This window comes from Microbispora sp. H13382 (genome assembly GCF_014161445.1).
Taxonomy (GTDB): Bacteria; Actinomycetota; Actinomycetes; order Streptosporangiales; family Streptosporangiaceae; genus Microbispora.
The window spans coordinates 217,066-237,784 of sequence record NZ_JABBXA010000013.1; the positions used below are offsets into that span (position 1 = coordinate 217,066).

Below are 20,719 nucleotides of genomic sequence, written 5' to 3' on the forward strand. Positions count from 1 at the left end.
ACTCGGGGGGATTCTGTTCGTGACGGCACCTTATCGATCCCCGCCCGCCACGACCACCCCGAGATCCGCGATGCGCCGCCCGCCGCCGAGCAGGCGGCGTACGGCCCGGTCCGGCGGCGCCTCCCGGCACAGGCGGGCGAGCGCGCCCGTGACGAGGGCGGCGGCGAACGACGTGCCGCTCCAGGTCGCGTAGCCGCGGAAGTCCCCGTATTCGAGGAAACTGCTGGTCAGGCCGACACCCGGCGCCCAGACGTCCACCCACGGGCCGTACGCGGAGAACTCCGCCCTGGCGTCCCCGTCGAGCGCGCCGACCGCGACGACGCCCGGCAGGGCCGCCGGCCAGAAGGGACGCGGCGACGCCGTGTTGCCCGCGCACGCGACGACGGCGGGAAAATCCACGAGCGCCTCGGCCAGCCCGAGAGGCGGCGCGTCGTCGAAGGTGTGCCCGCCGAAGGAGAGGTTCACGACGTCGGCGCGCGCGCCGCGCAGCGTGGCGAGCGCGCGCAGCAGCGCCGCCTCGTCGCTCACGCCGTCGCTGTCGAGGAGGCGCAGGGCGCGCAGCCGGACGCCGGGCGCCTGCCGCAGGATCAGCCCGGCCACGAACGTCCCGTGCCCGGCCTGCCGGTCGCGCGCGCCGTCGCCGTCCGCGTCGGGTGTCTCGGCGATGTCGTCGCTGTACCACCGGGCGAGCCACGGATGCGGCGCCAGTCCGGTGTCGAGGACGGCCACGGTGACGTCGCACTGCTCGCCCGGCGCGTACGGCGGCGGCGCCGCGGGCGCGGGCGGCCCGCCGGGTCCGCCGAAGAACAGCGGCTGGCCGGTGAGCAGGTGATTGGGGGAGGCCGGATGCCCGCGGTCGCGGAGCACGGCCGTCAGGTCGATCACGTCGGTGCCCGGCGGCAGCCGTACGCGGTGGACGCGGCCGGCTCCGGGGAGGGGCTCGGCGGCCAGGGCCCACCGGGCGACGGCCGCGGGAGAGGAGGTCAGGAGTTCGTCCGGCCGGATGAGGACGGGCCGTCCTGGGAGGGGTTCGACGAGGAGGCTGCGCATGGGGGAGGCCTTCCGTGACGGTTACGGAAGGCGTCCTTCCCGATTCGGTTGGTCACCAAGCGCCAATCGGTATGACCCCCCTCTGGTGCCGGACTGCGACGGACGGTAGTCTCTCCTACAGTCATCCAACCGTGATCATTCCTAGTGTGAGGCCGTTGGGGAAGGCGCACCTCATGCGAATTGGGAGGTCCGGTGGCTGCTGCTCGTGGCGTCCTGTACGTCCACTCGGCTCAGCCTGCGCTGTGCCCGCACATTGAGTGGGCCGTCGCAGGCGTTCTTGGCGTGCCCGTCGACCTGACGTGGACCGCCCAGCCTGCCGCGCCCGGGACCCTGCGGGCCCAGGCCGAGTGGGAGGGGCGTCCCGGCACGGCGGCGGCGATCACGTCCTCACTCATGGGCTGGCAGCGCATCCGCTTCGAGATAACCGAGGACGCCTCGCCGGGCGTCGACGGCTCCCGGCACGCCTACACGCCGACGCTCGGCGCCTTCACGGCGGTCGTCGGCGCGAACGGCGACATCATGATCCCCGAGGACCGGCTGCGCAACGTCATGCTCATGGCGGCGCAGGGACGGGTGGTCCTGGAGGAGGAGCTCGACCGCCTGCTCGGCAAGCAGTGGGACGAGGAGCTGGAGTCGTTCCGCTACGCGGGTGAAGGGGCGCCGGTCCGCTGGCTGCACGCCGCCGTCTGATCCGGTTCCGCGGCGACTGTTTTGCGCGGATCGTGATAACAAGTCACCCTTGCGCCTTGTGAAAACCGCATAGAAAGCCGCCTTTTTCGCAGATATACCGGGACTCATCCACGTCCGCACCCCCCGACGCGGACCCGAGGAGGAGTCCATGAGCGTTCTTGCCCGGCGCCTGGCGATCGGCGTGGCGGCGGTGGCGCTGCTGGCCGGCACGGCGGCGCCCGCCCAGGCGACGGCCGCCTACGACTACCATCCGAGCGACGCCGACTGGGCCGGCTGCCCGCGGCTTCCGGCCGGCGCCGCTCCCGACACCTGGAGCTGCATCTTCATCATCACCGTCGGTGGTTCGATCAAGCTCGGCTCGATCACCCAGGACATCAGCCAGCCGCTGCGGATCACCGTGGCGCAGGGCAGACTCGCCGACGGCAGCACGGCGGCGGCGTTCGGCAGCGTCGTGGGCGGCCGGATGAAGGTGCCCGGCGGCCTCATCGGCAAGCCGTTCGAGGTGCCCAAGCTCACCGACGTGTACGTGGAGACCCAGGGCACCGGGAAGGTCGAGGCCGGCCCGGTCTTCCCGACCAACGTCGGCATCAAGATCCGCATGATCCACTCGCTGCTCGGCAAGAAGTGCTACATCGGGACCGACGCCGCCCCGATCACGCTGAACCCCGAGATCACCTCGCTGGACCTGACGTCCATCGACGACACGCCGGTCTTCAGGGCCACGGCCACCGACACGACGTTCGCCGTGCCGAAGGCGTCGGGCTGCGGCCTCGACTGGGGCCTGGTCAACACGGCCGTGAACCTGCGGGCCGGGCTGCCCTCGCCCAGCGGCAAGAACGCCGCCGACTTCCAGTGGTTCGTCCGCGGCAAGTCCTACCTGGAGCTTCCCGAGCTCACGTCCTGACCTCGCCCGGTCCGCCCGGCCCGTGTCGTCGTACGGACCGGGCGGACCGGATCAGGCGAGCCCGTCCAGCAGGACGATGTCCCCGAGGGACAGGCGCAGCAGGGCCGCGGCCATGTTCTCCTCCAGGTGGGTGAGCGAGGAGGTGCCGGGAATGGCCAGGGTGACCGGGGAACGGCCGAGCAGCCAGGCGAGCGCCACCTGCGCGCGGGTCGCGCCGTACCGACCGGCGACCTCGTCGAGCACGGCCAGCCACTCGGCCGAGGGGGCCATGCCGGGCGGGGCCTGCGACAGATCCAGGCCGGGCCGGAGCATGCCGGCGGCGAGCGGGAAGTAGGCGGCGAACGCGATGCCGGCGGCCTCGCACGCGGCCAGGACGTCCGCGCCCGACCGGTCGAACAGGTGGAAACGGTTCTGCACCGCCGCCACGGGCGCGATCGCGCGCGCCTCGGCCAGTTGTTCCGTTGTCACGCCGCTGAGCCCGAGCGCGCGGATCAGCCCGCGTTCGTGGAGCCCGGCCAGCGCCCGGAAGGACTCGGCGAAGGGCACCTCACCGGGAAACAGCAGTCCGTCGCCGCCCACCCGCGGGTAGACGAGGTCGAGCCGGGCCCGGCCGAGCCGGACCCAGCCGCCGGACGGCCAGGCCGTCCGCGAGCCGCAGGACGTCGCCGGTGGAACCGGTGGAAACGGTCATTCAGAGCTCCTCACGCCGGCTGCCGCCCGGTCGCCGCGGCTACGGGAGAGGCGGGCCTGGATCGACGCCGTGGTGATCGCGCCCCCGGAATCGCGGTCGAGCTTGTGGCGGCGCACCAGGTCGTGCACGCCCTGACGGGTGATGCCGAGCATCGCCGCGGCGACCGAGACCGGCACCGCGGTCGCGGCCGGATGCCCCGCGCGCCGGGCGACCGCCCGGCCCAGTGGGGTGCCCCACCAGGCGGCGGGCGGATCGAACGCCTCGTCGCCCGGATACAGCGCGCTCACCAGCCGGACCGCGAGAACGCGAAAGCGCCGGTCCCCTGATGTGGGGACCGGCGCTTCCGGTACGTCGTCAGAGCGGGATGTTGCCGTGGGCGCCCCGGGCCGGGGTGGCCTGGGCGAGCACCCGGGCGATCGCACCGCGCGTCTTGGCCGGCTCGATCACCTCGTCGATGACGCCGAGGTCGAGGGCGCGCTGGAGGCCGCCCGCGGCCTTCTCGTGCTCCTCGGCCAGCCGGGCCTCGAGGGCGGAGCGCTCCTCCTCGGGGGCGGCCGCGAGCTCACGCCGCTTGAGGATGCGCACCGCCGCGACCGCGCCCATGACCGCCACCTCGATGTTCGGCCAGGCGAACACCCGGGTCGCGCCGAGCGAGCGGGAGTTCATCGCGATGTACGCCCCGCCGTACGCCTTGCGGGTGATCAGGGTGACGCGGGGCACGGACGCCTCGGCGAACGCGTGCAGCAGCTTCGCGCCGCGCCGGACGACGCCGTCGTGCTCCTGGCCGACACCGGGAAGGTAACCGGGCACGTCCACGAGCACCACCAGCGGCACTCCGAAGGCATCGCACATCCGGACAAAACGGGCGGCCTTCTCGGCGGAGGCGGAGTCGAGGCAGCCGCCGAGCCGCATGGGGTTGTTGGCGATGACACCGACCGTGCGGCCGCCGAGCCGGCCCAGGGTGGTGACGATGTTGGGCGCCCACTTCGGGTGCAGCTCCACGCCGGGCTCGTCGAGCAGCCCCTTCACCAGCGGATGCACGTCGTAGGCGCGGCGGGGGTTGTCGGGGAGCACGTCGCTGAAGTCGACCTCGTCCACCTCGCGCACCCGGCCCTGGTGGCCGAGCAGGCTGGCGAGCTGGCGGGCGCGCAGCATCGCCTCGGGCTCGTCCTTGGTGACGACGTGGACGACGCCGCTGCGCTTGCTGTGCGGCTCGGGACCGCCGAGGGCCGCCATGTCGATCTGCTCGCCGGTGACGCTGCGGACGACGTCCGGGCCGGTGACGAAGATGCGGCCCTGGTCGGCCAGGATCACGATATCGGTCAGGGCCGGGCCGTAGGCGGCGCCGCCGGCCGCAGGGCCGACGACGACGGAGATCTGGGGGACCAGGCCCGAGGCCTTGGTCATGGCGGCGAACACGCGGCCCACGGCGTGCAGGGACTCCACGCCCTCGGCGAGCCGGGCGCCGCCGCAGTGCCACAGGCCGATGATCGGCACGCGCTCGCGCACCGCGACGTCGTAGGCGTGGACGATGTGCTCGCAGCCCTCCGCGCCCATCGCGCCGCCCTGGACACGGGCGTCGCTGCAGAACGCCACGACCGGCACGCCCTCGACGCGGCCGGTCACCGCCAGCACGCCGCTCCTGTCCTCGGGGGTGATCGTCCGGATCGACCCCTCGTCCAGCAGGTGGCCGAGGCGCACCAGGGGGTCACGAGGATCGACGGCGGCCGCTTCGGCGGCGTCGGCCACCGTCCTGCTGTCGAGCACTGTCATTCGAGACTCCCTTGTCAAACCGTCGTGAAGGCCACGGCGACGTTGTGTCCGCCGAACCCGAAGGAGTTGTTGATCGCGGCGAGCTGGTCGCCCTCGAGCTTGCGGGGTTCGCCGCGTACGAGGTCGACCTCGATGCCGTCGGCCGGGTCGTCCAGGTTCGCGATGGCCGGCACGATCCGCTCGTGCAGGGCGAGAATGGTGAAGATCGACTCGATGCCGCCGGCGCCGCCGAGGAGGTGGCCGGTCATCGACTTGGTGGCGGTGACGATCGCGTGGCCGCCGATGGCCTCCTTGATCGCACGGGCCTCGATCTCGTCACCGAGCGGGGTCGACGTGGCGTGGGCGTTGACGTGGACGACGTCCGACGGGGCGAGGTCCGCGTTCCTGAGGGCCCGGAGCATGGCCTCCTGGCCGCCCTTGCCGTCCGGGTCGAGCCCGGTGATGTGGTAGGCGTCGCTGGTGTAACCGGCTCCGGCGGCCACGGCGTAGATGCGGGCGCCGCGAGCCAGGGCGTGCTCCTCCGACTCCAGCACCACGATGCCCGCGCCCTCGCCGAGCACGAAGCCGTCGCGGCCCTTGTCGAACGGGCGGGAGGCGCGCTCGGGCTCGTCGTTGCGGGTCGACATGGCCCGCGCGGCGGCGAACGACGCCACGTTCAGACCGTGGATCGCCGCCTCGGTGCCGCCGGCGACCACCATGTCGGCCCGGCCGGAGCGGATCATGTCGATGCCGTAGCCGATGGACTCGGCGCCGGTGGCGCAGGCGCTGACCGTGGCGTGCGCGCCGGCCTTGGCGCCCAGCTCGATGCTGATCCAACCGGCCGAGCCGTTGGGCATGAGCATGGGCACGGTGAACGGCGACAGCCGGTTCCAGCCCTTCTCCCGGTAGAGGTCGTAGGCGGACAGGATCGTTCCGATGCCGCCGATGCCGCTGCCGACCACCACGCCCAGCCGGTCCCCGTCCACCTCGGGGGCGCCCGCGTCCTGCCAGGCCTGCCTGGCGGCGATCAGGGCGAACTGCTCGGCGCGGTCGAGCCTCCTCGCCTCGGGCCGGGGAAGCACCTCGCCGGGGTCGACGGCCGCCACACCGGCGAACTTCACCGGCACGGTGTCGACCCAGTCCTCGGTGAGCGTGCGGATGCCCGACCGCCCCTCGAGGAGCGCCGACCAGGTCGATGCGACGTCTCCACCGAGGGGCGTCGTCGCGCCGAGCCCGGTGACTACGACACGTACCCGGTCCTTACTCACTTGTCTGCACTCCTCTTGCGTATGAGCGTGAAAGGGGCCGGACGCGCCCTGCCGTCTCATCGGAGGCGGGGCGGGCACGTCCGTGCGGCCGTCGTACGGCGGGGACTAGGGGATACGCCCTAGGCCTGGATGAAGCTGATGACGTCCTTGACGGTCTTCAGGTGCTTGAGCTGGTCGTCGGGGATCTCGACGCCGAACTCGTCCTGGGCCGCGACGGCGATCTCGACCATCGAGAGCGAGTCGATGTCCAGGTCGTCCACGAAGCTCTTCTCCGGGGTGACCTCGTCGGCCGGGATGCCGGTGATCTCGTTGATGATCTTGCCGAGGCCCGCGAGGATCTCCTGCTCGGTCAGTGCCATGTCGCGACTACTCCTTGGATTTTCTGTCTTCCGGGTTTTCTGGGTTGCCCCAGCTCTGTACGGCAGGCCGTACAAGTTCCTCAGGGGATCTCGATCACCTGGGAGGCGTAGGTGAGGCCGGCGCCGAAGCCCAGCAGCAGGGCCAGGTCGCCCGACCGGACCTCGCCGCGCTCGATCATGCGAGAGAGCGCGAGCGGGATCGACGCGGCGGAGGTGTTGCCGGCGAGCACGATGTCCTTGGCGACGACGGCCTTCTCGGCGCCCAGCTTGCGCGCGATGGCCTCGACGATCCGCAGGTTCGCCTGGTGGGGGACGAACGCGTCCAGGTCGGCGGGGTCCACCCCCGCACGCTCGCAGGCGAGCTTGGCCACCGGGTGAAGCGCGGTGGTGGCCCAGCGGAACACCGTCTGGCCTTCCTGATGGAGGAAGGACTGGCGGTCCTTGATGGCGATCGCCTCGGCCTTGTCGCCGGCGCTGCCCCACGCCACCGGGCCGATGCCCGGCCGGTCGGAGGGGCCCACGACCGCGGCGCCCGCGCCGTCGGCGAAGATGACGACGGTCGACCGGTCGCCGGGGTCGACCCACTGGGTGAGCTTCTCGCTGCCGACGACCAGCACGTTGGTCGCCGAGCCCGACCGCACCGCGTCGGACGCGGCGGCCAGCGCGTAGCAGAAGCCGGCGCAGGCGGCGTTGATGTCGAAGGCGCCGGGGGCCGTGATGCCGAGCCGGTGGGCGACGCGGCCCGCGGCGTTGGGGATGGGCGCCTCGATCGTGCAGGTCGCCACGATCACCAGGTCGATGTCGTCGCTCGACAGGCCGCTGGCCGCCAGGGCCTTGCCGCCCGCCTGCACCGCGAGGTCGATCTCCGACTCCTCCGGGCCCGCCACGCGGCGTTCCTTGATGCCGACGCGGCTCTGGATCCACTCGTCGTTGGTGTCGAGCCGGGCGGCGAGGTCGTCGTTGGTGACGACCTGGGCGGGCTGGTAGCCGCCGAAGGCGAGCACCCTCGCCGCGGGAGCGCCTTGGCCGAGCCTCACTTCAGCACCTCCCTGGCGGAGTCCAGGTCACCGGGGGTCTTGAGCGCCACGGTCTTCACGCCGGGCAGGGCGCGCCGGGCCAGGCCCGTCAGCGTGCCGCCGGGCAGCAGCTCGATCATGGCGGTGACGCCGCGCTCGGCCATCGTCGCCATGCAGGCGTCCCAGCGGACCGGGTTGGCCACCTGGTTCACCAGCCGGTCCAGGAACTCGCCACCTCCGGCGACGGCCGCGCCGTCGGCGTTGGACAGCAGCGTCACCGACGGGTCCGCGGGGGTGAGCGCCGCGGCCTCGGCGCGCAGATGGTCGACGGCGGGGGCCATGTGGACGGTGTGGAAGGCTCCGGCGACCGCCAGGGGACGCACCCGCGCCTTCTCCGGCGGCTCGGCCGCGAAGGCCTCCAACTGCGCCCGCGTGCCGCCCGCGACGATCTGACCCGCGCCGTTCATGTTGGCGGGGGTCAGCCCGTGCTTGGAGATCACGGTGAGGACGTCCTCCTCCGCGCCGCCGAGAACAGCGCTCATGCCGGTCTCGGTGACGGCGGCGGCCTTGGCCATGGCCCGGCCGCGCTCGCGCACCAGCGCGAGGGCCTGCTCGGGGGTCAGCACACCGGCGATCGCGGCGGCGGCGAGCTCGCCCACGCTGTGCCCGGCGACCATGTCCGGCCGGACCCCGAGAATCTCGGACGACGCCAGGGCGGCGGCCACCAGCAGGGGCTGGGCCACGGCGGTGTCGCGGATCTCGTCGGCGCCGGCGGTCGTTCCGTACGACACGAGATCGAGCTCCACGATCTCCGACCACGCGGAGATCCGCTCGCGGAACTCGGGGATCTCGAGCCACGGACTGAGGAATCCTGGGGTCTGGGCGCCTTGGCCCGGAGCGACGATGACGAGCACGTACTCAACCCTGCCCTGTAGAGGTTCACCACACTGATGGAGATCCGAACGAACTTTGTGGCCGCCGCGTTGTGGGGTACCTACAGTTTCGGTGTCGAGAAGATTAAGGCACCCGGCTCAGGTAACGGACAGGCGCCCGAGTATGAGACCCACCTGGAGGGTGAATGCGGACCGTCCCTCGGTGGGCTGGTACCCGGTCAGTTCCGTGATCTTACGTAGACGGTACCGCACGGTGTTGGGATGGACGAACAACAGCCGGGCGGTCGCCTCGAGGGAGGTCCCCTGCTCCAGGTACGTCGCGAGCGTGTCGAGCAGTGGGGTCCCGGCGAGCGGCTTGTAGACGTTCTCCACCAGCTGGGCCCGGGCGTCCTCGTCGCCGTCCAGCGCGCGCTCGGCCAGCAGGTCCTCGGCGAGCACCGGGCGCGGGGCGTCGGGCCAGCCGGCGGCGGCGCGCAGGCCCGCGATGGCGGCGCGGGCCGATCTGGCCGCCGCGTGCAGGTCGGGCACCTCGGGCCCGATGACGACGGGCCCGGGACCGAAGCGCGGCACGACGCCGCGCGCCGCGTCCTTGACGCCGTCCGCGCCGCCCACGATGACGATGAGCCGGTCGCCCTGCACCCCGGCGAGCAGCTCGTGGCCGAGACGGCGGCCCTTGTCGCGCAGCCCGTCGATGACGCTCTGCGGATCCTCGTCGGGGGCGTACCCGGCGAAGACGACGACCGGCGCGGAGGTCCAGCCGAGCGCGGCGGCCCACGAGTGCAGCCCGTCGTCGACCTGGCCGCGCACCAGCGCGTCCACGATCAGCGCCTCCAGCCGGGCGTCCCACGAGCCGCGTGCCTCGGCCTCCCTGGCGTACACCTGCGCGGCGGCGAAGGCGACGTCGCGCGTGTAGCGCAGCATCGCGTGCCGCAGCAGCTCCGCGCCGCCGGGCGCGGCCAGCTCCTCGACCTGGGCCTCCACGACCTCGACGACGATGCGGACGAGGTCGACGGTCTGCTGGAGCGACACGCTGCGCTTGAGCTCACGCGGCGCGGTGCCGAAGAACTCGATGCTCGGCGTCGGCCGTCCCTCGCCCGCGTGGCCGAACCACTCCACGAACGCCGCGATGCCGGCCTGCGCCACCAGGCCGACCCACGACCTGTCCTCCGCCGACAGCGCGCGGTACCAGGCCAGCCGCTCCTCCATCCGGGCCATCGCGGCCGTCCCGAGGCTGCCCATGGCCCGGTCGAGCCGGCGCGCCGTGTCCTCCCGGATCCTGTCGCTCATCGGCACACCGTCTCCGGCCACCCGGGCCACGTCGCCCTGTCCGTCCGTTCGCACCTGTCCGCCGCTCCCCGTGCCCCGCTCGCTCACGCCCTCTAGCGTGCCAGGTCATCCCGGAGATCGTGCCGTACGGGGGCGTGGACGGCGTCGTCGCACGTCGGAACGGCGGCGTCAGGCGCCGATGCGATGCAGGACGACGATGTCGTCGCGGTCGAGGCGCATCTCGTAGCCCTCGGCCAGGTAGCTGTTGACCAGGCCGCGCAGGTCGTTGTTGACCGAGGCCACGATCCAGGGCGTGCCCCGCTTCTGGTAGTCCCACCACAGCACGGTCGTCCGGCCGGACAGCCGCGCGCCGAAGTCGTCGGTCGCCTCCACCACGACGCCGTCGGGGACCAGGCTCATGGCCTGCTCCCGGGCCGCCGTACGCGGGTCGGGCCGGTAGAAGTCGGGGTTCATCAGGTTGTCGAACGGCCGGTAGGGGACCGTGGTGACCGCGACCGCGAAGACCGCGGCGGCGTAGGCCAGCCGCAGGCCGTGCCCGGGGCGCGGCAGCCCGCGCCGCTCCAGCCACCGGATCAGCCGGGCGGCGCCGTCCACCCCGGCCAGCAGCAGGATCACCACCACGAACGCGTCGTAGTGCCAGCCGGTCGACCACCAGTTGTCCGAGTCGGCCAGCAGCCGCTCCAGGATCAGCGGCAGCGCCGCCAGGACCAGCGGGGACAGCAGGCACAGGAACAGCGCCGGCCACAGCAGCAGGCCCCAGGTGTCCCACTTCGAGTGGTCGTCGAAGAGCATGGCCGCGAACTCGTGCGGCCGGGTGACCGCGCTCCACAGCATCTGCGGTAGGTCCTCGCCGAGCTTGGAGTAGCGCGTGTAGTAGGCCGGGTTGCCGCCGGCCAGCGGGATCAGGAACTTGCGCACCACCTGGAACACGGCCACTCCGGCGACGGCCAGCCCGGCGCCGAGCCGGCGCTGCCCGGTGAGGAACAGCCACACGCCGAGACCCGCCACCAGGAGGCCCATGTCCTCCTTGGTGAGCAGCAGGCCGAGCACCGCGAGCAGCCCGGGCAGCCGCCGCCCGGCGTGCAGCCGCTCGACGGCGATCGCGCTCAGCAGCGGCACGAAGGCGACCTCGTGGAACTCCACCGCCGTCGCCTGCGCGATCGGCCAGGAGATCGCGTACGCGGCGGAGACGAGGTAGGCGTGGGGGGTGCCGAGCACGCGGCGGGTGAACTTCCAGATGAACGGAATGGCCAGGGCGAACAGCACGGCCTGCGCCACGAGCAGCGTCTCGGGCCCGTCGTGGAGCCAGTAGAAGGGCGCCAGCACGGCCAGGATCGGCGAGAAGTGGTCGGCGAGCTGGATGTAGTCCATGCCGAAGCCGCCGGTGATCCCGCGCAGCGGCACCGTGGGCGCGGAGAAGCGCGAGTATCCGCGCACCGCCTGGTCGAAGATGACGAGGTCGTAGGTGGCCACCTGGAAGTGGGCGAACCTGAGCAGGGACAGGGTCCAGTTCAGGGCCGCGGACAGCCCGCACAGCACCGACACCGCGATGAGGTGCCGGTTGGACCTCAGGAACCGCCCGGCGGGGCCCTGAGGCGCGCTCTCACCGGCCTGGCCGTCCCGCTGTTCCTCCGGTCCGGCGGCGGCCGTGGCGCCGACGGCGTCTTCGGGCTCCGCCGCGCCGGCTGCCCGGGGGCCTGCCGTGTCCTCCGGCTCCGCGACGGCCGTTCCGTCCACGGCGGCTGCCTCCAGGGTGTCGTCGGGGTCGCTGGCTTTCCGGGGCGACTCCTCCGCCGGTTGCCCGGACGTCGTGGTCCCCGTGATCACGAGGAGGAGAGTAGGCCCTCCGGGCGGGAACGGTCTATACGGGCGTACCCGCGCAAACTTCTTCGCGGCACGCCCGCCGCTCCCACCTGGGCGTCTGCCCGCCGGCCGATGAATGTTTCACGGCGGGCGGGACCACGTCCGTACGGGGTCAGATGACGGCGACGGCCGTGATGAGGCCGATGAAGAAGTGCGTCACGCCGAGGAGCACGGCGGCGGGCTGCAGCGTGGTCTCCCGGACGAGTTCGCGCACCGAGATGCCGGCGACCTTGTCGAAGGCGACCATGCCGAGCGTCTGCACGGCGATGCCCACCAGGCCGAACACGAGCGTCGCGAGCAGCCCCTCCTGCAGGGCGCCGCCCGACGACCAGATGGAGGCCGCCACGACGAGCCCGACGCCGGCGACGCTGGAGGCGGCCAGCACCGTGGCGTTGGGGTTGCGGTCGGTACGGATGATCTTGCTGAGCCTGCCGGGCGTCGCCAGGTCGATGACGTAGAACCCGGCGACGAGCAGCAGCACGCCCAGGATGGCGTACGAGAGGATCGCCAGGGAGCCGTGCGTGAGCACGTCGGCGATGGAGGTTTTGGTGTCCACGGGGGCCTTCGCTTTCAGCCGTGAATGCGGTGGGGGACGAAAGAGGACGTGTCGTCGGTGACGAGACCGGAGGTCTCCCGGATGCCTAGCCCGGCCGACTCGTCGTCGACCATCCAGGCGCCGAGCACCGGACGCCAGCCGTCGAACTCGGGTAACGGCAGGAACTCCTGGTAGACGAAGCCCTCCGTGCCGTACTCGCCCGCGGTCTCCATCTCGACGCCCGGCGCGGCGATCCGCATCGAGGCGCCCTCGCGGCCGAGCAGCGGCTTGCGCACGTAGCCGGGGCCGCCGGCCAGCTCGCGCGGACCGTCGAGGTATGCGGGCAGCAGGTTGGGGTGGTCCGGGTACAGCTCCCAGAGGATCGCCAGCAGGGCCTTGTTGGACAGCAGCATCTTCCACAGGGGCTCGATCCACGTCATCGAGACCTGCTGCCCGAGCGCGTGCGGCGCGAACGGCTCGGCGACGATCCACTCCCAGGGGTACAGCTTGCACAGCGTGCGGACGACCCGGTGCTCCATGTCGACGAACCGGCGGTTGAGCGGGTCCCAGCCGATGTCCTCCATGGCGATCGCCGCCGTGACGAGACCCGCCTGCTCCGCGGTCTCCTGGAGGTAGCCGATGGTCATCGCCTCCTCGCCCGTCTCGTCGGCGCTGGTCCACGCGAAGTGTGCCGGGCCCGTCTGCAGCGTGAGCGACTTCCAGCGGTCGACCAGGCGCTCGTGGATCGAGTTCCACTGGTCGTCCTCGGGATACACGTCCTTGAGCCAGAACCACTGCACGACGGAGCTCTCGACCAGGCTGGTCGGGGTGTCGGCGTTGTACTCCAGCAGCTTGGCCGGTCCCGTGCCGTCGTAGCGCAGGTCGAACCGGCCGAAGACGTGCGGGTCGCGCCGCCGCCACGACTCCGCGACGGCCGCGCGGCAGTGCGGTGGGATGCCGAGGTCGGCGAACCGGTCGAAGGCCACGATGTGGTCGGCCGCGGCCAGGCACATCCGGTGCAGCTCCTCGACCTGCTCCTCCAGGGACAGGACCTCGTCCATGGTGAAGACGTAGTGGACGCTCTCGTCCCAGTACGGCCGGGTGAGCCCCTCGGGGTGGGCGGAGCGGTGGAACGCGAGGCCCTGCGACTCGATGAGGGCGGCCCAGTTCTCCCTGGGCGCCGAGGTCAGTCTGCGCACGTGCCGGCCCCGCTCAGCCGCCGCCGCCGGAGTGGAAGCCGAAGCCGCCGCGCTGCACGACCCGCCCCGACCTCGTCGTGATCTGCGCGTCGGCCGGCCGGATCGTCGTGCCGTGGTAGACCCGGCCGCCGTTGCGGGTGCCGCCGTAGTACCAGCGGTACGCGCCGTGCGAGCCGGAGTAGTGGCTGTGGCCGTTCCCGTCGTCATCGTCGTCGCAGTAGGAGTCGTCGACGACGACGTACGACCCGTCCGGGTTCATCGTGGAGGTGTCCACGCAGTCCGCGCCGACCTCCTCGTAGTCGTCCTGGGCCGCGCAGAAGCCGACGACGAGGACGGACAGGACGCCCAGGGTGCCGAGCTTGATCATGGTGGAGGACTTGACGCCGCTCCCGGGCGGCGTCGCCGCCGGCCGCGGCGCGCTGCCCATGGCCATGGGATGGAAGGGCAAGGAGGAGTTGCCGGGTGGCGGGTTCTTCGGTGGGGGGCTCTCCCCGGGCTCTGCCAATCGGGCTCCTGCTTGTCGAGATCGGCACACATTATCGTCTGGCTGGACGAACGGGACAGGCAGGTCTGGGGTTCCTGATGAGTCTGTTATGTCCCGTCCAGCTGATGCTCCGTACGCCGGGTAGCGTGCCGGATGTGGACCCCGTCGAGGCACTCAAGCGCATCGCCTTCCTGCTGGAACGGGCCGGCGAGCCGACGTACCGTGTGCGCGCCTTCCGCGGCGCCGCCGCCGCGATCGAGGACCTGCCCCGGGAGGAGCTGGTGCGGCTCGCCCGCGCCGGCGGCCTGACCGGCCTGAAAGGCATCGGCAAGGTGACAGCCCTGGCCGTCACCGAGGCGCTGGACGGCGCCGTGCCGACTTACCTGCGGCGGCTGGAGGACACCAAGGACGTCGACCTGGACGAGGCCGCGCAGGCGCTGCGGTCGGCGCTGCGCGGCGACTTCCACAGCCACTCCGACTGGTCGGACGGCGGATCGCCCATCGAGGAGATGGCCGACGCCGCCCGTGCGCTCGGTCACGAGTACCTCGCGCTGACCGACCACTCGCCCCGGCTGACCGTCGCGCACGGCCTGTCCGCCGACCGGCTGCGGCGGCAGCTCGACGTGGTCGCCGGGCTCAACGAGCGGTACGCCGGGGACGGCGGCCCGCCGTTCCGGATCCTGACCGGCATCGAGGTGGACATCAACGCCGACGGCTCGCTCGACCAGGAGCCCGAGCTGCTCGAACGGCTGGACGTCGTGGTGGCGAGCGTCCACTCGCTGCTGCGGATGGACGCCGCGGACATGACCCGGCGGATGGTCACCGCGGTGGCCGACCCCCATGTGGACGTCCTCGGGCACTGCACCGGCCGCGTCGTACGCGGACGAGGGCGGCCCGAGTCCCGGTTCGACGCCGAGATCGTCTTCGAGGCGTGCCGGAGGTTCGGGGTCGCGGTGGAGATCAATTCCCGTCCCGATCGGCTCGACCCGCCCAAGCGCCTGATGCGGCTGGCGTACGAGATGGGCTGCGAGTTCGCCGTCGACTCCGACGCCCACGCGCCCGGCCAGCTCGACTGGCAGCGGTTCGGGTGCGAGCGCGCGGCCCTGTGCGGGATACCGCCCGAGCGCATCAGGAACACCCGTCCCTGGGGGACTCCTGCGCACTTGGGGTGATAGTGCTGTGGCGTCCGAGTGAGGTGTGTTGGGCGGGTTTCGCCGCACTGATCGACGTAGCGTCGAATCATGAAACGCCGCGACGCGCTGGTGAAGGAGCTGGAATCCGGCGGATGCCTGTCGGCGCGCGAGCTCGCCTCGCGCCTCGGGGTCAGCAGGAGCACCGTCGTGCGCGACGTCGCGAAGCTCCGGGAGGCCGGGGTCCCGATCCGGCTCGACCAGGGCGGGTACGCGCTCGCGGGCCCCGACTCGGTGAAGCGCGCCATCGATAGAGCGCTGCGCGGGCGGCACGTGCTGCGCCTGGAATACGTCAACAGCAAGGGCACGCCCACGGTCAGGGACGTCGAGCCGAGCATCTGCCTCGGCGGCCGGGGCGGGCACTGGTACCTGGTGGCCTGGTGCCGGCTGCGCGACGACGTCCGCGTCTTCCGGCTCGACCGGATCTCCTGGGCCGAGGTCCTGGAGGAACGGTTCCCCGAGCCGGGCCGCGACCGCCTGGCCGAACTCGCCGAGGCGGTCGGCGGCTGAAGGACATCGGGCGCCCGCCTGCGGCGGCATGGCGCTCCGGCTCCTGTCGCTCCTGTCGTGACCTGCGGGAACGCGTGTCACTCGAACGGGTCAGCGAGAAATGTCGGTGGGATGGCCTACCCTCTGCGGCGTGAACCGTACCGACCGGCTCTACGCGATCGTCGAGGACCTGCGGGCGATCTCCCCGCGCTGCCGGTCCGCGCGTGAGCTCGCCCTGCGCTTCGAGGTGAGTTCCCGGACCATCGAGCGGGACATCTCCGCGCTGCAGCAGGCCGGCGTGCCCATCTACGCGGAGGTCGGGCGGAGGGGAGGCTACGCGCTGGACAAGAGCATGTCCCTGCCCCCGCTCAACTTCACCCCCGCCGAGGCCGTGGCGGTGGCGATCGCCCTGAGCCGCACAGAACAGCAGCCCTTCGCCGACGAGGCGCGCAGCGCGCTGCGCAAGCTCGTCGCCGCCATGCCCGGTCCCGAGGGGGAGCGGGCCCGGCAACTGGCCGCCCGCGTGCAGATTCTCACCGAGGACAAGCCGGAGTCCCGGTACACCGGGTCGATCGGCCGGGTCATCGAGGAGGCCCTGCTCCGGAGCGTCGTCCTGCGCATCCGGTACAGCGACGCGCACGGTGTGCTGACGACCAGGGAGGTGGAACCCGGAGCGTTCGTCGGCGGGCGGAGCGGGTGGTGGTATCTGGTGGCCTGGTGCCGGCTGCGCGACGCCGTCAGGGTGTTCCGGCTCGACCGGATCGCCGAGGCCGTCCTCACCGAGGAGCCGGTGCCCGGCCGGCCCCTGGAGGCGTTCGACGCCGACGTGCCGGACATGATCGCGCGGACACCGGTGCTCGACTGACCTGAGTTTCGAAAAAACGTTCGTGAGATTCTGGAAACGCCGACAGGGGGGTGTCGCCGAAGGGCGGGAGGCTCTACCTCACCGAGAACCCGGAAAGCAGAGAGAAAGAGACGACGATGACCACTCCCGCCCCCGCCGTCGACACGGTCGCCTGGTTCGAGATCGCGAGCGACGACCCCGAGGGCGTCCAGCGGTTCTACGGCGACCTGTTCGGCTGGCGGTTCCGCACCGACGAGGCCTCGGCCGCCGTCGGCATGGACTATCGGCTCATCAGCTACGACGGTGACGACGAGGTGCGCGGCGGGGTGTTCGGCACCGGGGGCGGCATGCCCGGCCACGCCGTCTTCACCGTCCTGGTGCGGGACGTGACCGAGACCTGCCGGAAGGTGGAGGCCCTGGGCGGAAAGGTGCTCAGCGAGGTCGTGGGCAACGAGAGCGGCCCCGACTTCGCCTACCTCCACGACCCGTCCGGCAACCTCTTCGGCGTCTTCGCCCCGGCCGCTTCCTGACCGCCCGTGCCGCCGGTCCTGACCGACGGGCCTCGCGTCGGCCCTGTGACGAGCCGGCCGGGCCCGACGGCCGCGACGGGTGACATGCGACCGACGGCAGTGCGGCCGGTGACAGTGTGACCGACGGCAGCGCGCCGAGTGCTGCCGGAGGGAGCAGATCTTAGAACCTCGCGACGGCCGATCTCCGACCGGCCGGAGCCTACCGAGGCCGTCCGAACGCCCGCCGGGATCCCCCCTCCCGTGCTTCCCCTGCGGTGCCTTTCCTCCGGGTCCTTCCCCTCCGGGCCGTCAGGGCGTTCGGGCGGCCCTTCCCCAATCCGGCCGCAACATTGTTCGCCGCGAACCTTGGCCGCCGGAAACGTCACAGGAGGGCCGGTCGGTGTGACCGGCCCTCCTGTGAGGTCCGCCGTTTCCCGGCGGAGCCGCATGTCCGCTGTGCACCTGCCGCTCGGCCGGGGCCGGGCAGGGTCGCGCCGCGTTCAGCGGCGGGCGTACAGGTTCCTGCGACGCAGGATGAAGATCAAGGCCCCGACGGCGATGACCGCCGCGACCGCGATGATGCCGATCTTGAGCGGCATGCCCGAGTCGTCGGCGTCCTGCGCGGCCGCCCGGTCGCTGAGCAGTCCGGTCGCCGCCGCCTTCTCCGGAGTGAGCGTGGTCGCCGGGGCCTCGGGGACGACGTCGACCGCACCGGCCTTCACCGTCACCGTCTTGCTCGCCTTGGCGGGCTCGGTCGCTTTCACGGTGACCTTCCACTCGCCGCTCGGCAGCGGCTCCGCGGCGTGGTAGACGTTCTGGCCCTCGGGCGCCGACCTCAGCGGCACCGGCCCGAAGGTGCGGCCGTCGGTGGCGGTCGCGGTCAGCGTCGCCTCGACGATCTCCGTGACCGGGTGCTTGTCCTCCTTGTACGTCACCAGAACGTTGACGTTGTGGTCGCCGTCCCCGATCACCTCCAGCTTGATCGGCCCGCCGTGAGCGGACGCCGCCGGTGCGCCGAGCGTCAGCGCGAGCCCGGCCAGCAGGACGGCGAAGACGTATTTCAGTGCCTTGGTCACGATTCGTGATTCCCCTCAGGTTCGGTGTCGGGGGTGAGCGCTCCGTCGCCGGGCGTTGTCGGGAGGAACACGTGCTGGTGCCCGTAGCCGGCGTCGACGTTCACGGCGTCGAGGGCGGTGCCTCCGACCGACCAGGTGAAGAGCGCGTCGGCGCGTTGCCGTGCGGCCAGGTCCAGAGCGGTGGTGCGGGCCGGTCCGGTGAGGTCCCGCGCGGCCGCGTAGGTGTCGACGGTCGTGGCGAGCTGCCGTGCGGCGGAGGCGAGAGTCGACCTCGCGACGTTGGTGGCGGTCTCGCCGGACGGCGGGTCGGCGAAGCCGTCGGCGGCGGCGGTGGCCGCCTTCCGCCAGTTCTCGACGTCGGCCGTGGTCACCACGGCCGGACCCGCGGTGCCGTCGACGGGCATGGCCCGGCTCAGCCCCTCGACCACCGGGACGAGCCGGTCGCGCGTGGTGCGGGCCAGCTCGGTCAGGGTCTTGATCTGTGTCTTGTCGCGGAGGGCGGATTCGGCGCGGATCTGGCTGGCCATCTGCTCGATCGAGCTCGGCCGGGTGGTCCAGAACACCAGGCCGCCGGCGACGAGCGCGCCGATTACGAACGCGGCCACGAGGCCGAGCGCCCGGCCCCGGGCCGGACGCCGGACCGGCATCGGTTGCCTGGGTGGTCGGTTGATGGTCGCCACCTCCTGAGGGGCGGATAGTGCTGGTCGGGTGGGCTGGGTTCGCCTCGTGGCAGGTGTCGCGGTGGGCGTCGATCCGTCCGCGCGTTCAGGTGCTCATGCCCCGAGGGGTTTGCCTTGGCTGTTGAGGAGGATCAGTTTCTCGATGCGCTTGCGGCGCCGGGCGCCGGTGATGCGGAGGGCGAGGACGAGCAGGACGAGCAGGGCGAGGACGGCGAGTTGGGGCCAGGGCAGTGCCCAGATCGAGGTGTCGATGGAGACCCGTTCGGCGGTGACGCCGGGGAGCGGCTGACCCGCGGGGGAGGGGATCGCCATCACGGTCGTGTTGATCACTCCGATGGGCCAGGCGCCGGTCACGTGTGCGGTGAAGGTCCGGCTGCCGCCCGGCATGATCTCCCTGGCTTTGGCGTCGGAGGTGTCGTCCCAGCCGCTTTCGCCCGCGAAGGTGGAGGTCAGGATCCGGGAGTCGGGGGCCAGGCGGACGTTGCCGACGTTGGCGACGGTGTAGGTCACCTCGACCGATCCCGCGGCGAAGGGGTTCCACGACCAGGTGTAGTGGGCCTTGACGTCGCTCACGGCGACTTTGGCCACGTAGGCGCCGCTCACGCGGATGTTGAGGCGGACGCCGACCCGGTTTTGGACGCGTACCTGGCCGGAGACGGTGTCCACGGAGGCGGTCACTCCCGCGGGGTGATCGCCGGGGGTGGCGTTTTGGGGGATGGAGACCTTCACGGGTACCACGGCGGTGGCTCCGGCGGCGATGGTCACCTTGTCGGGGATCTCGATCCAGGCGCCGCCGTCGACGGGTTTGACGTCCGAGGGGCGCATGTCGAAGTAGCCCTTGGAGGTCAGGTAGCCGTCGTTGGCGTCGATCGCGAAGTCGACCTGCTGGGTGGAGCGGTTGATGACGGCGATGTGCTCGGTCGTCTGCTGCCCGCCGGCGAGTTCGACGTCGATGACGCGGCGGCCGTCGGGGCCGTTCGCGTCGGCGGGGACGACCGACCAGGTGACGTCGGCTTGGGAGGGGGTGGCGAAGGCGACCAAGGCGACCATGGCGACCAGCAGGGTCGCGCCGAGGGCGCGAAGCACGGGCGACAGGACGAGGGCGCCCCGCGTGCGGCTCTTGGTCAACAACGGTCTCTCCTGTCTCATGATGGGCGTCCGGGCCGTGTCCGGGGTGATCGATCGGGTGATCGATCGGCCCGGACGCCCACGTCGGGGGTGGCGTCCAGCCGCCGGTTCAGGACTGGTTGAACAGCGAAAGGGTCAGGGTGGAGTGGTACTCGCCGGCGGCGACGTCGACGGAGGTGCGCAGGGCGAGGTCGGCGTTGACCTGCGAGGTGCCGATCTCGTCGGCGGAGTTGGCGGTCGAGACCAGCAGCTCCTGGCCCTCCAGACCCACGTTGGGGGCTCCGGTGCCGTCGGAGACGACACTGGAGACCGGCTCACCGGCTGAGACCGCGCCGGTGGAGGAGTCGCTCAGCAGACGCGGCTTCCAGCCCAGGTATTCGGGGCCGATGGTCTTGGCCGGGTCGTCGGATGCGACGAACTGGCTCGCCTGGCCCACGACCGCCCAGTACTCGCCGGCGGGGATCTCCTCGGGGGTGCGGGTGTCGGTCACCGTGACCGTCGGCAGGGTGCCGGTGAACTGGCGGGCGGCGGCGTCGGAGCCGTTCTCCTGCAGGGACACGCCGTTGTTGTCGGCCACGGTCATCGACAGCTGGCCGGGGGTGGTGGTGGGCTCGATGTTCACCGACACGTCGATGCCGCTGCCGGGGTCGTCGGCCAGGGCGGGAGTGGCCACGCCGACACCGGCGAGGGCGAAGCCGAGCACCGACGCGGCGAGCGCGGTCCTGTTGATTTTCATGTGATCATTCGCTCCATCTATGAGGGGCGGGGCCGGCCGGCTGTTCGGCCGGCCGGCCCCGGTTGAGCTACGGCGG

The 20,719-nt window shown here is 72.0% G+C and carries 23 protein-coding genes; 6 read left to right on the forward strand and 17 right to left on the reverse strand.

Going from position 1 to position 20,719, the window contains the following annotated elements; translation table 11 throughout:
- Positions 1-30: 30 nt before the first annotated feature.
- Positions 31-1,050 (reverse strand): S8/S53 family peptidase, encoded by a 1,020-nt coding sequence (locus HHX41_RS25210; protein WP_182907961.1) that lies wholly within the window; start codon positions 1,048-1,050, stop codon positions 31-33.
- Between the two features lie 192 nt (positions 1,051-1,242).
- On the opposite strand from HHX41_RS25210, the gene HHX41_RS25215 reads away from it, so the two are divergent.
- Together HHX41_RS25215 and HHX41_RS25220 are read left to right on the forward strand one after the other, a co-directional pair.
- Entirely contained in the window at positions 1,243-1,740 is a 498-nt protein-coding gene (locus HHX41_RS25215; RefSeq protein ID WP_169984586.1) for a DUF3145 domain-containing protein, read from the forward strand.
- 148 nt (positions 1,741-1,888) lie between these two features.
- Entirely contained in the window at positions 1,889-2,644 is a 756-nt protein-coding gene (locus HHX41_RS25220; protein ID WP_182907962.1) for a hypothetical protein, read from the forward strand.
- 51 nt (positions 2,645-2,695) lie between these two features.
- Here HHX41_RS25220 and HHX41_RS25225 read toward each other — a convergent pair whose 3' ends face one another.
- The 12 genes from HHX41_RS25225 to HHX41_RS25280 all read right to left on the reverse strand — a co-directional run bounded on the left by HHX41_RS25225 (position 2,696) and on the right by HHX41_RS25280 (position 13,934).
- Complete coding sequence (locus tag HHX41_RS25225) at positions 2,696-3,223, reverse strand: aldo/keto reductase (protein ID WP_182907963.1); 528 nt, start codon at positions 3,221-3,223, stop codon at positions 2,696-2,698.
- A gap of 108 nt (positions 3,224-3,331) precedes the next feature.
- Complete coding sequence (locus tag HHX41_RS25230) at positions 3,332-3,622, reverse strand: hypothetical protein (protein ID WP_169984584.1); 291 nt, start codon at positions 3,620-3,622, stop codon at positions 3,332-3,334.
- 67 nt (positions 3,623-3,689) lie between these two features.
- Positions 3,690-5,108, reverse strand: coding sequence for an acyl-CoA carboxylase subunit beta (locus HHX41_RS25235; RefSeq protein ID WP_169984583.1), 1,419 nt, complete (start codon positions 5,106-5,108; stop codon positions 3,690-3,692).
- A gap of 14 nt (positions 5,109-5,122) precedes the next feature.
- Positions 5,123-6,355 carry a beta-ketoacyl-ACP synthase II gene (gene fabF / locus HHX41_RS25240; RefSeq protein ID WP_310742166.1) on the reverse strand — a complete coding sequence of 411 codons (1,233 nt, stop codon included), beginning with the start codon at positions 6,353-6,355 and terminating at the stop codon, positions 5,123-5,125.
- A gap of 119 nt (positions 6,356-6,474) precedes the next feature.
- Positions 6,475-6,714, reverse strand: a complete 240-nt coding sequence (locus tag HHX41_RS25245; RefSeq protein ID WP_169984581.1) for an acyl carrier protein — start codon at positions 6,712-6,714, stop codon at positions 6,475-6,477.
- Between the two features lie 80 nt (positions 6,715-6,794).
- Positions 6,795-7,751: a beta-ketoacyl-ACP synthase III gene (locus HHX41_RS25250; RefSeq protein ID WP_182907964.1), complete on the reverse strand. Its 957-nt coding sequence runs from the start codon at positions 7,749-7,751 to the stop codon at positions 6,795-6,797.
- Complete coding sequence (locus HHX41_RS25255) at positions 7,748-8,644, reverse strand: ACP S-malonyltransferase (protein WP_169984579.1); 897 nt, start codon at positions 8,642-8,644, stop codon at positions 7,748-7,750. Before HHX41_RS25255 ends, HHX41_RS25250 begins: the two co-directional genes overlap by 4 nt.
- A 117-nt stretch (positions 8,645-8,761) precedes the next feature.
- Positions 8,762-9,910, reverse strand: a complete 1,149-nt coding sequence (locus HHX41_RS25260) for a CdaR family transcriptional regulator (protein ID WP_249350460.1) — start codon at positions 9,908-9,910, stop codon at positions 8,762-8,764.
- Positions 9,911-10,078: 168 nt separating this feature from the next.
- Positions 10,079-11,737 carry a DUF2079 domain-containing protein gene (locus tag HHX41_RS25265; protein WP_182907965.1) on the reverse strand — a complete coding sequence of 553 codons (1,659 nt, stop codon included), beginning with the start codon at positions 11,735-11,737 and terminating at the stop codon, positions 10,079-10,081.
- A 148-nt stretch (positions 11,738-11,885) separates the two neighbouring features.
- Positions 11,886-12,329: a DUF350 domain-containing protein gene (locus HHX41_RS25270; protein WP_182907966.1), complete on the reverse strand. Its 444-nt coding sequence runs from the start codon at positions 12,327-12,329 to the stop codon at positions 11,886-11,888.
- 14 nt (positions 12,330-12,343) lie between these two features.
- Positions 12,344-13,507: a glutathionylspermidine synthase family protein gene (locus HHX41_RS25275; protein WP_182907967.1), complete on the reverse strand. Its 1,164-nt coding sequence runs from the start codon at positions 13,505-13,507 to the stop codon at positions 12,344-12,346.
- 13 nt (positions 13,508-13,520) lie between these two features.
- Entirely contained in the window at positions 13,521-13,934 is a 414-nt protein-coding gene (locus HHX41_RS25280) for a hypothetical protein (RefSeq protein ID WP_182907968.1), read from the reverse strand.
- Positions 13,935-14,146: 212 nt separating this feature from the next.
- Between HHX41_RS25280 and HHX41_RS25285 the strand changes: the two genes are divergently transcribed.
- The 4 genes from HHX41_RS25285 to HHX41_RS25300 all read left to right on the forward strand — a co-directional run bounded on the left by HHX41_RS25285 (position 14,147) and on the right by HHX41_RS25300 (position 17,044).
- Entirely contained in the window at positions 14,147-15,163 is a 1,017-nt protein-coding gene (locus tag HHX41_RS25285) for a PHP domain-containing protein (RefSeq protein WP_169984575.1), read from the forward strand.
- A 69-nt stretch (positions 15,164-15,232) separates the two neighbouring features.
- A complete protein-coding gene (locus HHX41_RS25290; protein WP_182907969.1) occupies positions 15,233-15,691 on the forward strand; it encodes a YafY family protein in 459 nt (152 codons plus the stop codon).
- A 130-nt stretch (positions 15,692-15,821) separates the two neighbouring features.
- On the forward strand, positions 15,822-16,535 hold the full coding sequence (locus tag HHX41_RS25295) for a YafY family protein (protein WP_169984573.1): 714 nt from the start codon (positions 15,822-15,824) through the stop codon (positions 16,533-16,535).
- A gap of 116 nt (positions 16,536-16,651) precedes the next feature.
- Positions 16,652-17,044 (forward strand): VOC family protein, encoded by a 393-nt coding sequence (locus HHX41_RS25300; RefSeq protein ID WP_169984572.1) that lies wholly within the window; start codon positions 16,652-16,654, stop codon positions 17,042-17,044.
- Between the two features lie 479 nt (positions 17,045-17,523).
- Here the strand turns inward: HHX41_RS25300 and HHX41_RS25305 are convergent, their stop codons facing one another.
- The 4 genes from HHX41_RS25305 to HHX41_RS25320 all read right to left on the reverse strand — a co-directional run bounded on the left by HHX41_RS25305 (position 17,524) and on the right by HHX41_RS25320 (position 20,643).
- Positions 17,524-18,099 carry a hypothetical protein gene (locus tag HHX41_RS25305; RefSeq protein ID WP_182907970.1) on the reverse strand — a complete coding sequence of 192 codons (576 nt, stop codon included), beginning with the start codon at positions 18,097-18,099 and terminating at the stop codon, positions 17,524-17,526.
- A complete protein-coding gene (locus HHX41_RS25310; protein WP_182907971.1) occupies positions 18,096-18,704 on the reverse strand; it encodes a hypothetical protein in 609 nt (202 codons plus the stop codon). The genes HHX41_RS25305 and HHX41_RS25310 overlap by 4 nt, the downstream gene beginning before the upstream one ends.
- A 168-nt stretch (positions 18,705-18,872) precedes the next feature.
- On the reverse strand, positions 18,873-19,910 hold the full coding sequence (locus HHX41_RS25315; RefSeq protein ID WP_182907972.1) for a WxL protein peptidoglycan domain-containing protein: 1,038 nt from the start codon (positions 19,908-19,910) through the stop codon (positions 18,873-18,875).
- 106 nt (positions 19,911-20,016) lie between these two features.
- Positions 20,017-20,643: a hypothetical protein gene (locus HHX41_RS25320; protein WP_182907973.1), complete on the reverse strand. Its 627-nt coding sequence runs from the start codon at positions 20,641-20,643 to the stop codon at positions 20,017-20,019.
- Positions 20,644-20,719 lie beyond the last annotated feature (76 nt).

What these genes read in the sequence shown, in the direction of transcription:
- HHX41_RS25210 (WP_182907961.1), bottom strand. Translation starts at nt 1,050, where the DNA reads ATGCGCAGCCTCCTCGTCGAACCCCTCCCAGGACGGCCCGTCCTCATC.
- HHX41_RS25220 (WP_182907962.1), top strand. Translation starts at nt 1,889, where the DNA reads ATGAGCGTTCTTGCCCGGCGCCTGGCGATCGGCGTGGCGGCGGTGGCG.
- HHX41_RS25235 (WP_169984583.1), bottom strand. Translation starts at nt 5,108, where the DNA reads ATGACAGTGCTCGACAGCAGGACGGTGGCCGACGCCGCCGAAGCGGCC.
- HHX41_RS25245 (WP_169984581.1), bottom strand. Translation starts at nt 6,714, where the DNA reads ATGGCACTGACCGAGCAGGAGATCCTCGCGGGCCTCGGCAAGATCATC.
- HHX41_RS25260 (WP_249350460.1), bottom strand. Translation starts at nt 9,910, where the DNA reads ATGAGCGACAGGATCCGGGAGGACACGGCGCGCCGGCTCGACCGGGCC.
- HHX41_RS25280 (WP_182907968.1), bottom strand. Translation starts at nt 13,934, where the DNA reads ATGGGCAGCGCGCCGCGGCCGGCGGCGACGCCGCCCGGGAGCGGCGTC.
- HHX41_RS25290 (WP_182907969.1), top strand. Translation starts at nt 15,233, where the DNA reads ATGAAACGCCGCGACGCGCTGGTGAAGGAGCTGGAATCCGGCGGATGC.
- HHX41_RS25300 (WP_169984572.1), top strand. Translation starts at nt 16,652, where the DNA reads ATGACCACTCCCGCCCCCGCCGTCGACACGGTCGCCTGGTTCGAGATC.
- HHX41_RS25320 (WP_182907973.1), bottom strand. Translation starts at nt 20,643, where the DNA reads ATGAAAATCAACAGGACCGCGCTCGCCGCGTCGGTGCTCGGCTTCGCC.